We start from the raw sequence: 13,289 nt of genomic DNA, 5'->3' as shown, positions 1-13,289 counted from the left end.
TTGACAACAAATATGGTATAACTCTATCATTCATGAAAAAAATCAATAACAATGCTAATTCCGCATTTTCCGGTGCCGACCTGGAAAAATAACATTAAATATGATCTTGAAAATATAGCAAGACTTTTAAGAGCCTTAGGTAACTCTCATTTAAGGCTTCCTCCCGTCATACATATAGCAGGTACAAACGGTAAAGGTTCAAGTAGTGCTATGCTTAAAAGCATCTTTACGCTTGCCGGTTATAAGGTACATTGCTATACATCTCCTCATTTATTAGAATTTAATGAACGAATCGTAGTAGCAGGTGAGAAAATCTCGGATAATGAATTATGGCAGGTTTGTGAGCAGGTGAGGGTAGCAAGCGAAAAATTTAATATTGAACCTAGCTTCTTTGAAGGTACTACGGCAGCAGCGTTTCTAGCATTTGAGAAAACAAAAGCCGATATATTAATTTTAGAGACGGGACTAGGCGGTCGGTTAGACGCAACAAATATAGTAGAACAACCGTTAATTACTTTAATTACACCTATTTCATATGATCATATGCATATGCTGGGTAATACATTACCCCTAATAGCAGTTGAGAAAGCTGGTATTATGAAGTCTTGCGTTCCTTGCGTTATAAGTATGCAAGTTTTGGAAGTTTATGAAACATTATTTGCCAAGGCTGAAGAGTTAGAAGTACCGAGTTTCTGTTATGAATATGATTTCGGTATTAAAAAGACGGACAACGGATTTATTTATTCATCACGAAATTTTACCTATGAGTTTCCGACTCCTTCGCTACTTGGTGATCATCAATTAATAAATGCTGCAAGCGTTATTGCCTTAATAAGCCTTATTAACAAACAATTTAATATTAATAATGAGGTTATTGCTAAAGGATTACAAAATACTATTTGGCCTGCTAGAATCGAAAAAATAGAACCGAAAAAATATTCTAAATTAATAGGTGATAATGTTCAAATTTGGATAGACGTAGCTCACAATAATAGCGGAGCTCAAGTTTTGGCAAATTGGATGCGTGATAATTTAAAATCATCGATATATTTAATACTCGGTATGACTAAAAATAGGAATATTGAGGAATTTTGCTCTTACTTTAAGGATTTGACAATTAAAGGTTACGGCGTTAAAGTTTTATCCGAACCGCTAAGCCATAGTGCAGAAACAATAAATTTGGAAGGCAGAAAGAGTGGTATTGATTTTAGCGAAAGCGACTCACTCGAAGAAGCGATTAGTGATATAAAGAAGATAAACGGCGATAATAAAGCAAATATTATAATAACCGGATCGCTTTATTTAACTTCCGATTTTTATAAGTTACTATGATGTCATGCCTGCGTGGATACTAAATCGTCATTGCAAGCAACTGCAAGGAGCGTGGCAATCTCATAAAGTAGGACTCCTGAGATTGCTTCGTCAAAATTTTCAATTTTTCCTCGCAATGACGTATTGATTCTCGCTATAAATATATAAAAACCAACATAGGAGAAAATAACATGACCTATTGCAACAAATCTAATCAAACCTCATATCCTTTTATCTTACCTGATTTACCTTATGAGAAAGAAAGTTTTAAACCACATTTTACTCTCGAGACTTTTGATTATCATCATGGTAAGCATCATAATACTTATGTACAAAATCTAAACAATTTACTCAAAGATAAAGAAGAATTACAAAAAAAAGATTTAGAAGAAATAATAGAATGGTCATCACAAAACTCAAATGCGGCTATTTTTAATAACGCAGCCCAAATATGGAATCATACCTTTTTTTGGCATTCAATAAAGCCGCAGGGCGGAGGTAAGCCAAGCGGTAAAATATTAGAACAAATTAATAAAGATTTCGGTAGTTTTGAAGAGTTTTGCGAACAGTTTAAGCAAGAGGCAGTAGGGCAATTCGGTAGCGGCTGGGCATGGCTTGTATATCACGATAATAGGTTACAAATTATAAAAACCGCTAATGCCGGTACACCTATAGCACACGGTATGAAGCCGCTTCTTGCATGTGATGTATGGGAACATGCTTATTATATTGATTATCGTAACAAACGACCTGATTATGTTGACATATTTATTAAGCATATGATCAACTGGAAGTTTGTAGAAGATAACTTAATAAAATAAAACTATGGCTGATATAAAGGTAAGAAAACATCCTATTATTAATAATCTGAAGCAAGAGTCACAAACTCCTGTAGTTAATGAGCAATCTGATATATTAGAGGAGTTAAAAGACCTAAAAAAATTCAACAATCTTCTAGCAATCAAACAAAAACATTGCAGGAGTTAGAGCAAGCACAGAAAGCTCCTATCGAATATATAGCTTTTAGTGGAGGAGGAGCTAAGGGAGCAATATATTCCGGAGCTTATGAGACAGCAAAAAAAGCTGGTATTTTAGATAATGTCAAGGCGGTAGCAGGTTCTTCCGCTGGTGCTATAACTGCCACAGTGATAGCTCTTTGGACACCCGCCTGAGCGATTTGAAGAAATTTCTAAAAATACAAATCTGCAAACTTTACTTGGAAAAAAAGGATTTTCTGCGGATATAGTACAGTTAAATAAAGACGGTAAACCTTTATATGCTCTATTAGAACTTGTTATTAAAGAAAATATAGGAAATTTTTTACAGAGATCAGATATAGTAAATGTTAAAGATGATAAAGCTCTTGATGAATTAAGAGAAAGATACAACCAAAAAGACGGTAAAATATATTTTAAGGATATAGCGTTACTGCGAAAATACAATCCAGTGCAGTATAAAGATTTAGTAATTATGGCAACTCAGCAAGAGACAAGTGAACTAACTATTTTCAATAGCTTTGATACGCCAAATGTTGAAATTACTTTAGCTTGCTGTGCTTCTGCTTCTATACCGCTTGTTTTTAAGCCGGTAGAAATTGACAGTAAAAAATATATAGACGGCAGATATAGAGATAATATACCGACAAAATATTTTAAAGGCAATGAACTGGAATTTGATACAAAAGCAATAACTGATAATATGGAGGAGATTACCTTAGCTAAAAAACAAGGTAGAACTCTAGCTATGGCTTTTGGTACGGGTATGGAAGCTGATGCAAATATTGCTATATATAGTGCAAAAAAATTTGAAAGCCCAAGTGATATCGTAAAGTTTTTAGCTGATATATTATTTAAGACACTTGCAAAAGTAGGAGGAAAATTTAAATATACTGAAACTCTAAGAGCAACTAATGAACAGTTACGTGAAAATGCTTTAAACACTGCTGTTTTAGATACTACCGGAATAGATACTTTGGATTTCAAAGATGCACAAAAATATTCTAATTATTTGCATACTAAAGGATATTGTCAAACTAGAGAACATTTGAATAATCATGACCTTGGCAAAGAAGCAGATAAAATATTTGACCATCAAAAATTTCTACTATAATGTTTATGAAGTTTATGATAATAAAAATCTACATAAAACATTTGGCACTAAATTGTTAGAAATGTTTATTCAGTCAAAAGAAAATAATACTTCTAAATGGCAAGAAGGAGTTATTGAAAATCATGATGATCAAGCAAAGATGTTATTATCATTTTGTAAAACCGGAGCATTAAACGAAAAAGAATTAAATGAAAAGCTTAAAGAATATGTAATTATTGCTGCAACTAGTCGTAATAATACACTAAAAGCCGATACAAACTCATTGAACGCTTTATTGTATACCTTAAATGATACTGCTGCTTCAAGTCAAATAAAAGATAGTTTCATTGAGGTACTTGGAATAGATAAAAATAAAGATGCAAGATTTGATAAAACTAAAACCTTTGATGAAAATATTGCTAAGTTTAAATTTACTAAACAAGATTTAGAAAGCTTTATAACTAAGAGTAAAAGCGAAGCACCAAAAATTCAAAGCAAACATAGTGTAGCTACAAGTCATGTCAGTAGGGGGCGAGTTAGGTGTTTTTATGTCATTCCCGCTTTCGCAGGAATGACATCAAGCGGGTTTTTCAAGCCATGCAACAAAGCTCGCCTTTCCTCGCAATGACGGCTACTCAAAAAAATGAATATCGGTAAATTTAAACTAATTGTTTTTGACAAGCTAGACAGTACAAACTCTGAGGCTATGAAAATGGCTCAGAATGCTAAAGTTGATTCAAACTATGCAGTACTTGCCAAATCTCAAACTAATGGACGTGGTAGAAGCGGCAAAAACTGGCAGTCTAGGTCAGGTAACTTACATGTAAGTTTACTAATAAAGCCTGATAAAGAGCTAGAATTATTGCCGCAATTATCTTTTGTTACGGCACTTAGCGTTTATGATAGTATAACCTCTTTATGTCACTCCCATAGTTCTCTATGTCATTCCCGCTTTCGCGGGAATGACATAAGGAACGAAAATAACATTATACAACTAAAATGGCCCAATGATGTATTAATTAACAGTCGGAAAATTGCCGGTATACTTCTTGAATCTGTTAAAGTAGAAAATAATTATTACCTTATTATCGGTATCGGCATTAATATTACCTATCACCCTGATAATATCGACCAGCCTACTACTAGCTTAATAAGCGAAAATCTACCACCTATGGAACCGCAAGCTTTACTTGAGATATTAATAGAAAATTTTGAAGAATATTATCAAATTTGGCATAATAACGGTTTTCCTTTTATTAGAAAAAAATGGTTAGAATATGCTTATAAGTTATATGAAAATATTAGCGTTAAATATCAAAATGATATAGTAACCGGTCTTTTTAAAGATATCGATAATACCGGCAGAATAATATTGCAACTACCGTCCAAAAAAATAATCTCTTTTTCCACTGCCGAACTTTTTTTTAGCAAAAATATTACTAAATTTAAATTGTAGATTTAATTTTTGTTAACTTCTACTTAAGCTCCAATTTAACAAGGTAATAAATATATGCCCCAAGAGAATAACAACCCAAGTTATCTGTCTCAAGCGTTTTTAACAAATGCATATGAGCCATTAAACGAATTTAAAAAACTTTCTTCTAATAACATTCGTACATTAATGCAAGATTTTATAAAATTGAAAAAGCTTTTAAATGTACACTATTTACGGGTAATAATAACGCATGTGAAGGTTTAGTAGAATTATATGACGCAGTAATAAAAAATGCCTAATTAGGAACTTCAAAATATAAATATAACACACTTTAGAGATATTATGGTCTTAGTCGGAAGAGAACTTAAGCATGAACAATGTATAAATACCTCCTTATTGTCAGTAAATATTAATGAAAAATTTCTCAAACCAAGTATTGTTACTCACGTCAAAACTATTGAAATATGTCAACAGCAAAATAGTGAAGATCCTTTCGCAATTAACGAGTCAGAAATATTTAATCAAAAATGCAAGGTTAAGCAGTACGGAATTTGAGCAATTTAATAGCTTTTTTAAAGCAAGATGTGGCAGTAATTTTGCTTTGAGATTTAGGAATTATGCAGATTATAGAGGAATTAACGAAGTTATTGCTAAAGGGGACGGTAATTTAAATAAATTTCAGCTAAGGAAGATATATGGCGATCCTATTGCTCCTTACGAACGAGTTATCACTAAACCGGTTAATAATAGTGTCATTCTATACATTAATAATGTAAGAACTATGGGCATTGTAGATTACAACGATGGTATAGTGACCTTACCAAGTCCCTTAGGTCAAGATGTAATTTTAACTGCTTATTTTACTTTTGACGTAGCAGTTAGATTTAGTATAGATAGTTTTTGTAATGACGGTTCTATAGCGTTATACAACATAGAGTTAGTGGAGGTGATTATATGAGTATTGCGATTGAAGAGGTAATTACAAAGCTTACGAATTTTGTTTATTGTTTTCAAATTAAGCGAGCTAGCGGTGAGGAATTAAACTTAACAAATAGCGATCATGCTATAAAAAGTGAAGAGAGAGTTTTTTTACCGAATTCCAGTTTAGATTTAAAAGAAGCAGAATTTAACGATTCCGCACAAAACCATATAATCATTGAAGGTATTTTTGAGGAAAACGGCTATTATAACGGCGGTCAAATTATATTCAGCAAAATCGTTTTAACAGTAAAGTGCTAAGCAATTTCGGTGATTTGATTATATTAGAGGATATTATACCGGATTATGTTAAAGATGCCGAGGAAGTAAAAATTACTGCCGGATGTGATAAAAATTTTATAACCTGTTGCAATAAATTTAATAATGCTATAAATTTTAGGGGCGAACCGCTAATACCAAAAACAGATTTTATAAATTTAGTATAATCAATGAAACAAAGTTTTATAAAACTAGTATATGCAGAGCTACAGAATATAATAAATATGAAAAGCTCCACACAACAGCAAAAAAAAAGAAACGCAATTAATTGATTATTTTAAAAAAGTTGAAAGTAATATATTATATACATTTCAAAAAATAAAACAGGGATATGAAAGAGACTAAACATTTTTTTAACAAAAATAATAGATTAAATAAAGGTTATGCTAAGACTTTTAGTGTAAACGAACCTGATAATAATTTTTACCGTAAAAAATTTGAACATATATTACCGCCAATTGATTTAATCAGTGAGTATGAGAGTATTTATCCCGGTACTTTACAGGAATTAATGCATATGGCACAACAAGAGCAAGCTCATAAGCATGCTATAGACCTAAAAAACTTGAAAATACAGGCAAGAGTCGCTAAATTAACACGAATCTGTTTATTAATATTTGGAATTTGCCTTGTAGTTTCAATTTTTTTTAAAACTTTCTAAATAAAATTAAAGATAAAATATTTTATTTACTTGTAATTTTAAATAAAATAAGTTAAATGCAATATATATTTATTTATAAACATAATACGGAGACATTTTATTTCTAAAAATAATTTTCCTAAGGCTAATAGAGAAATCAGAGCTAGAGAAGTGCGTTTAGTAGGCGAAAACGGCGAAATGCACGGCGTCGTAAATATTAGAGAAGCATTAGATATGGCGGAAAGAGCCGGTCTTGACTTAGTCGAGATATCACCGAATGCTGTACCCCCTGTCTGTAAAATTCTAGATTTTGGTAAGTTTAAGTACGAAAGCAAAAAACGTTTGCATGAAGCACGCAAAAAACAAAAAATCATCGTACTTAAAGAAATGAAATTTAAACCTAATATTAGTATAGGTGATTTTGAAACTAAGTTAAGAAAAATAAAAGAATTTTTAAAAGACGGAGATAAAGTAAAAATTTCTTTATGGTTTAAGGGACGAGAGATTCTTCATAAAGAGGTCGGTCAAGAACTATTTAAACGTATAGAAGTAGGGCTCGAAGGACTCGTTAAAATCGATCAGCATGCTAAAATGGAAGGTAAACAGATGATAATGATCGTTAGCTCTGATATTAAGGTGCAATAGCTACTCAAATCGTCATTGCGCGTGAACGTAGAGAGTGTGGCAATCTCAGGAATTTTACTGTTTCATGAGGTTGCCGCGTCGAGGCTTGGCCTCTCCTCGCAATGACGTGTAATAACAACAATAAAAAGTCAAATCTAAATAAGTTATGCCGATTAAAATTTTAATGCCTGCTTTATCTCCAACTATGACGGAAGGAAATCTAGCTAGGTGGTTAAAAAAAGAAGGGGACAAAGTTAATCCTGGAGAAGTAATTGCTGAAATTGAAACCGATAAAGCAACGATGGAAGTAGAAGCAGTAGACGAAGGTATACTTGCCAAAATAGTTATCCCACAAAATAGTCAAAATGTACCTGTTAACTCTTTAATTGCCGTGTTAAGTGAAGAGGGAGAAGAAAAAACAGACATTGATGCGTTTATTGCAAAAAATAATAGTGTATCACCGTCACCGAAAACAGATGCTAATCTTCCGAAACCCCACGAGAATATAACTAATGTAGAAGAACAGGTAACAGTTATAAAACATGATGCTAGTAAAATATTCGCCTCACCGCTTGCAAAAAGACTTGCAAAAATGAGAAATATTAGATTTGAGAGCGTGAAAGGTAGCGGTCCGCACGGTAGAATAGTCAAACAAGATATCTTATCATATACTCCTAACACTGCTCATAATAAAATAGTTAGCAGAAATCCTGAAGAATATCGTTTAGTACCAAATAATAATATCCGCAAGATTATAGCCAAGCGTCTGCTTGAATCTAAACAAACAGTTCCACATTTTTATTTATCTATAGAATGTAATGTCGATAAATTGTTAGATATAAGAGAAGACATTAATAAATCTTTTTCTGAAGATAAATCAACAAGGATATCGGTTAATGATTTTATTATTTTAGCAGTAGCCAAAGCTTTACAAGAAGTGCCAAATGCCAATGCTAGCTGGGGAGAAGATGCAATTAGATATTACAATAATGTCGATATTTCAGTAGCGGTAGCGATTGAGAACGGGCTTGTTACACCGATAGTTAAAAATGCCAATCAAAAAAACATTCTAGAACTATCTCGTGAAATGAAAGCATTAATAAAGAAAGCAAAAGATAATAAATTAACCCCTGAAGAATTTCAGGGCGGAGGGTTTACCATTTCTAACCTCGGTATGTACGGTATTAAGAATTTCAATGCTATAATTAACCCACCACAAAGTTGTATAATGGGCGTCGGAGCTAGTGCAAAACGTGCTATAGTCAAGAATGATCAAATAACTATAGCAACAATTATGGACGTAACTCTTTCTGCCGATCACCGAGTAGTAGACGGAGCAGTCGGTGCTGAGTTCTTGGCAGCATTTAAAAAGTTTATAGAGAGTCCCGTTTTGATGTTGATATAAGTCGTCATTACGAGCAGCCATAGGCTGCGTGACAATCTCGTCAAATATCCTGAGATTGCTTCGTCGCAACTTTCAGTTGCTTCTCGCAATAACGTTGAAATCTAACCCATAAACAAATCACAATAAAATAACATGCGTTTTTCAGATAATTTAGCAAAAATTTTAGACAAATACGAAAATTTAGGCAACACACTATCTTCCGGCATTATGGGAGACGAGTTTGTTAAGGCATCTAAAGAATATGCAGAACTTGAAGATGTTGTAGCAAAAATTAAAGAATATAATAAGGCTAAATCTGAGCTTGAAGAAGCAAATAATTTTAAGCTAGAAGTGGGACTTGATAATGCCACTTTAGAAATGATTGAAGACGAAATATACACTCTTGAAAATTCGTTACCAAAACTTGAAAGAGCCGTAAAAATTGCTTTATTACCAAAAGATGATGCGGATAGTAAAAGTGCTATTATTGAAGTTAGAGCAGGAAGCGGCGGAGAAGAAGCGGCACTTTTTGCTGCCGTACTTTTTAATATGTATCAAAGATATGCTGAGTTAAAAGGATGGCGTTTTGAGATATTAGCAATTTCCGATACGGGAATAGGCGGTTATAAAGAAGCATCGGCGTCAATAAAAGGCAAAGATGTATTTTCTAAGCTCAAATTTGAGTCAGGCGTTCATAGAGTACAGAGAGTACCGGAAACGGAATCACAAGGACGTATTCATACTTCGGCAGCAACGGTTGCAGTACTTCCTGAGGCTGAAGAGGTTGATATTAAAATTGAAGATAAAGACTTAAGAATCGATACTTATAGAGCTTCAGGGGCTGGTGGACAGCACGTTAATACTACCGATTCTGCCGTACGTATAACTCATATCCCTACCGGTATTACCGTAGCCTTGCAAGATGAGAAGTCACAGCATAAAAATAAAGCAAAGGCGTTAAAAATTCTACGTGCTAGAATTTATGAAGAAGAACGACGTAAAAAGGAACAAGAAAGAGCCGATAGCAGAAGAGGGCAGGTAGGTTCGGGAGATCGTTCGGAGCGGATACGTACTTATAATTTCCCACAGGGAAGAGTATCCGACCATAGAATAAACTTAACACTTTATAAGATAGACGAAGTAGTTAAAAACGGACAATTAGATGAGTTTGTTGAAGCTTTAATTGCAGATGATGAAGCTAAAAAACTTTTGGAGATATAAGTGTATATCGTCATTGTGAGTAGGCATTGTTGCGTGGATCAATTTCACCTCTGTTCACCCCGTGGCTTGACCACGGGGTGAACAGAGGTGAAATTGATCCACGCAACAATGCCTACTCACAATGACGATATACAGCAAAAATACAGCCTAATAAACAAATGAAACCACAAGCATCTATAAACGGTAAAATCTGGCAGCAAAAACTGATTAACGAAGATATAGTCACCGAGTTATGTCGTAGTTTCAAAATTAGTGATTTACTTGCTAGGATAGTATCATTAAGAGTAAATAATCTAGAGGAAGTAGAAAATTTCTTGAGACCGAAAATCAAAAATTTATTACCTGATCCTTTTCATCTACTTGACATGGAAAAGGCTGTAGATAGAACTGTTACAGCTATTTTAAATAACCAAAAAATATGTATCTTTGCCGATTATGATGTAGACGGTGCTACTTCAGCCGCTTTACTTAAAAATATTTTTAGAGATTTAAATATACTATGTGATATTTATGTTCCTGATCGTATAGCTGAAGGATACGGTCCAACTCCTTTTGCTATGCAAAAAATTAAAGATAACGGCACAGAATTATTAATTACGGTTGATTGCGGTGCTATGGCACATGAAGCCCTAAAATACGCAAAAGACGTTAACCTTGATGTTATAGTAATCGATCATCATATAGCTACGGAAATATTACCGGATGCAGTAGCTATAGTAAATCCAAATCGTATTGATGAAAAAAGCGAATATAAACATTTGGCAGCCGTAGGAGTTGCTTTCTTATTTGCAACTGCAATATTATCGAATTTAAAGAAGCAAAATTATTTCACGCAAACAATGCTTCAGCCTAATCTAATGCAATATCTAGATTTAGTGGCTCTTGGTACTGTTTGCGATATGATGAAATTAACAGGCTTAAATCGTGCATTTGTTGCAAGCGGATTGAAAGTAATACAACAAAGGCAAAATATAGGGATTAAAACATTATATGATATGGCAGGGCTTCATGAAATACCAAAATGTTATCATTTAGGGTTTATTCTAGGTCCGCGTATCAATGCAGGCGGTAGAGTAGGAAAGTCAAGTTTAGGGGCTCATCTCCTATCTACTAGTTGTTCTAATGAAGCAAATAAATTAGCTAAAGAACTTGAAAAACACAATAATGAGCGTAAAGTAATTGAGTTATTAATGATAGAAGAAGCGATGGAAATTGCTTTGACACAACAAGATAGTAGTTTATTATTTATCGTAAAAGAAGGATGGCATCCAGGCGTTATAGGAATCGTTGCCGGCAAATTAAAAGAAAAATTTGATAAGCCGGTGGCAGTTATAGCTTTAAATGACGGGATTGGTAAAGCTTCATGCCGTTCTATTTTAGGTATTGATTTTGGTGCTGAAATTATCAATGCTAAAAGCAAAGATTTGCTAATAGCAGGCGGAGGTCATGCTATGGCGGCAGGTTTTACCGTAACGGCTGAAAAATTACAAGAATTACAGAATTTTTTTAATAATGCTTTTAGAATTAGTATAACTAAACTAGAAAATTATAAGCATGCGGAATATGATATTGATTTAACGGTTAATAGTGTGAATTTCCCTTTAATGGAGGAATTAAACACTTTAGAGCCTTTCGGTCAAGAAAATCATGAGCCTATATTTAAATTTGATGATTTATTTGTATTAAAAGCGGATATCGTTGGAAGTAAGCATATTAAATGTATGCTTGTTCCAAATAAGCGAGGCTTTGGTAATAAAGCCTTATCTGCTATTGCTTTTAATTCGGTAGGAACTGCATTTGAAGATGTTTTATTAAGCCCTAAAGCAAAAAATATTGCCGCAATAGGAACGTTAAAAACTAATAATTGGCAAGATAATTATACTATTCAATTAATTATAAAAGATATACTTCTAAAAGAGTAGATAGACTAAGTATATATAATAACAACTTAAAAAATAATAATTTATGAGAAATTTAAAGAAAACAAAAAATACTACAATTTCTAAAGACTTAGCAGAAGTACAAGAGCATTATCAAGATTATCCTTATCCTTTCAGAGACCCAAATCAAGAACAAGAATATTTATTTGCAACATGCGGTGAGTTCTTAGGAGAATTAAACCATTTTCTATATCAAGGAAAAGAAAATTTTAATAATAATTTTAGATGCTTAATAGCAGGCGGCGGCACCGGTGATGCGACTATTTATCTTGCCGAGCAGTTAAAAGATAAAAATGCCGAAATAATATATCTAGATTTCAGCAAGCCTAGCATGGAAGTAGCACAAAAACATGCAGAAGTACGAGGTCTTAGAAATATTAAATGGATTAATGATTCAATATTAAATATACCTAATCTAAAACTTGGAAAATTCGATTATATAAATTGTACCGGCGTGCTTCATCATTTAGCAAATCCTGATGAAGGTTTAAAAAATCTAAAAGATTCTTTAAAGCCGACCGGCGGTATGGGTTTAATGGTATATGCTAAATACGGACGTACCGGTGTTTATCAAATTCAGGATGTAATGAAAATGATAAATAAAGATACTAAAAGCCGTATCGAAGAAGTAATGAACGGGAAGCTAATTCTAGATAATTTGCCTGCTACTAACTGGTATAAAAGAGGTTGGGAGTTATTTTCAGATTACCAAAATTTCGGTGACGTCGGAGTTTATGATATGTTCCTGAACAAATAGGATAGAGCCTATTCCGTTCCTGAGTTATATGAATTCGTAGAAAAAGCAAGCTTAAATTTTGTTGATTATCTTGATCCTTTAGAGAAAATTTTATTAAGACCGGAAAATTATATAAAAGATTTTTCACTTCTACAAAAAACTAAAAAGATGGATAAAGTAACTAGAGAAGCAATTTCCGAAATACTTACCGGTAATATTACTAAACATTCATTTTACGTATCAAATCAAAAAGATAGTGTAGCCTCTCTTGATGACCTTGATAATATACCGTACTTCCATAATATTGCCAATTTTGCTAAACAAATTTATGAGCATTTGGAATCTAATCCTTCAGCAGTAAATAATGCTATTAATTTTACTATTAATAATGGGATATTAAATAATGTTAATATCTCAATGTCGATATTGAGAAGCACTAAATATATTTTTAAATATATGGTAGAAGAGAAAAGTTTAAGAGAAATATTTGATGCGGTACGCAACGAATTAAACCAAGAAATAAGCAATGAGGCCTTATTAAATGAAGTTAAAAACGTATGCATACCATTACTTAATACAAATGTGTTATTGTTAAAATCAAAGGATTGCTAGAGTTACGTGGATTGATTCATCCGTCATTGCGAGAAGAAGGT

11 protein-coding genes and 2 pseudogenes are annotated in these 13,289 nt (G+C 33.0%); all 13 read left to right on the top strand.

Annotated features, from left to right (window positions below):
• The first annotated feature begins 51 nt into the window (after positions 1-51).
• The 13 genes and pseudogenes from RPR_RS00185 (at position 52) to RPR_RS00105 (ending at position 13,248) form a co-directional block, all read left to right on the top strand.
• Positions 52-1,332, top strand: coding sequence for a folylpolyglutamate synthase/dihydrofolate synthase family protein (locus RPR_RS00185; protein ID WP_012736350.1), 1,281 nt, complete (start codon positions 52-54; stop codon positions 1,330-1,332).
• A gap of 170 nt (positions 1,333-1,502) precedes the next feature.
• Entirely contained in the window at positions 1,503-2,132 is a 630-nt protein-coding gene (locus RPR_RS00180) for a superoxide dismutase (protein WP_012736349.1), read from the top strand.
• A 4-nt stretch (positions 2,133-2,136) separates the two neighbouring features.
• Positions 2,137-3,931: pseudogene (locus RPR_RS09640) on the top strand (patatin-like phospholipase family protein); the annotation flags it as partial.
• 111 nt (positions 3,932-4,042) lie between these two features.
• Positions 4,043-4,855: a biotin--[acetyl-CoA-carboxylase] ligase gene (locus tag RPR_RS00160; protein ID WP_012736348.1), complete on the top strand. Its 813-nt coding sequence runs from the start codon at positions 4,043-4,045 to the stop codon at positions 4,853-4,855.
• A 460-nt stretch (positions 4,856-5,315) separates the two neighbouring features.
• The gene (locus RPR_RS00145) at positions 5,316-5,792 is read left to right on the top strand and encodes a TIGR02217 family protein (RefSeq protein WP_012736347.1); all 477 of its coding nucleotides are present in this window, start codon (positions 5,316-5,318) and stop codon (positions 5,790-5,792) included.
• Entirely contained in the window at positions 5,789-6,073 is a 285-nt protein-coding gene (locus RPR_RS00140) for a DUF2163 domain-containing protein (RefSeq protein ID WP_012736346.1), read from the top strand. Before RPR_RS00145 ends, RPR_RS00140 begins: the two co-directional genes overlap by 4 nt.
• A gap of 14 nt (positions 6,074-6,087) precedes the next feature.
• Positions 6,088-6,258 carry a phage BR0599 family protein gene (locus tag RPR_RS00135; RefSeq protein WP_016916830.1) on the top strand — a complete coding sequence of 57 codons (171 nt, stop codon included), beginning with the start codon at positions 6,088-6,090 and terminating at the stop codon, positions 6,256-6,258.
• Between the two features lie 164 nt (positions 6,259-6,422).
• Complete coding sequence (locus RPR_RS00130; RefSeq protein WP_012736345.1) at positions 6,423-6,752, top strand: DUF2335 domain-containing protein; 330 nt, start codon at positions 6,423-6,425, stop codon at positions 6,750-6,752.
• Positions 6,753-6,815: 63 nt separating this feature from the next.
• Positions 6,816-7,376 carry a translation initiation factor IF-3 gene (gene infC / locus RPR_RS00125; protein WP_085065573.1) on the top strand — a complete coding sequence of 187 codons (561 nt, stop codon included), beginning with the start codon at positions 6,816-6,818 and terminating at the stop codon, positions 7,374-7,376.
• Between the two features lie 145 nt (positions 7,377-7,521).
• Positions 7,522-8,760: a pyruvate dehydrogenase complex dihydrolipoamide acetyltransferase gene (locus tag RPR_RS00120; RefSeq protein ID WP_012736343.1), complete on the top strand. Its 1,239-nt coding sequence runs from the start codon at positions 7,522-7,524 to the stop codon at positions 8,758-8,760.
• 132 nt (positions 8,761-8,892) lie between these two features.
• A complete protein-coding gene (prfA, locus tag RPR_RS00115) occupies positions 8,893-9,960 on the top strand; it encodes a peptide chain release factor 1 (protein ID WP_012736342.1) in 1,068 nt (355 codons plus the stop codon).
• 158 nt (positions 9,961-10,118) lie between these two features.
• Positions 10,119-11,882 carry a single-stranded-DNA-specific exonuclease RecJ gene (gene recJ, locus RPR_RS00110; protein WP_012736341.1) on the top strand — a complete coding sequence of 588 codons (1,764 nt, stop codon included), beginning with the start codon at positions 10,119-10,121 and terminating at the stop codon, positions 11,880-11,882.
• A gap of 43 nt (positions 11,883-11,925) precedes the next feature.
• A pseudogene (locus RPR_RS00105) lies at positions 11,926-13,248 on the top strand (class I SAM-dependent methyltransferase).
• Positions 13,249-13,289: the final 41 nt, after the last annotated feature.

The organism is Rickettsia peacockii str. Rustic, from assembly GCF_000021525.1.
GTDB lineage: Bacteria > Pseudomonadota > Alphaproteobacteria > Rickettsiales > Rickettsiaceae > Rickettsia > Rickettsia rickettsii.
This window is presented reverse-complemented; position numbering and strand designations above follow the sequence as displayed.

What these genes read in the sequence shown, in the direction of transcription:
- recJ (WP_012736341.1), top strand. Translation starts at nt 10,119, where the DNA reads ATGAAACCACAAGCATCTATAAACGGTAAAATCTGGCAGCAAAAACTG.
- RPR_RS00120 (WP_012736343.1), top strand. Translation starts at nt 7,522, where the DNA reads ATGCCGATTAAAATTTTAATGCCTGCTTTATCTCCAACTATGACGGAA.
- RPR_RS00180 (WP_012736349.1), top strand. Translation starts at nt 1,503, where the DNA reads ATGACCTATTGCAACAAATCTAATCAAACCTCATATCCTTTTATCTTA.
- RPR_RS00185 (WP_012736350.1), top strand. Translation starts at nt 52, where the DNA reads ATGCTAATTCCGCATTTTCCGGTGCCGACCTGGAAAAATAACATTAAA.
- RPR_RS00160 (WP_012736348.1), top strand. Translation starts at nt 4,043, where the DNA reads ATGAATATCGGTAAATTTAAACTAATTGTTTTTGACAAGCTAGACAGT.
- prfA (WP_012736342.1), top strand. Translation starts at nt 8,893, where the DNA reads ATGCGTTTTTCAGATAATTTAGCAAAAATTTTAGACAAATACGAAAAT.
- RPR_RS00130 (WP_012736345.1), top strand. Translation starts at nt 6,423, where the DNA reads ATGAAAGAGACTAAACATTTTTTTAACAAAAATAATAGATTAAATAAA.
- RPR_RS00140 (WP_012736346.1), top strand. Translation starts at nt 5,789, where the DNA reads ATGAGTATTGCGATTGAAGAGGTAATTACAAAGCTTACGAATTTTGTT.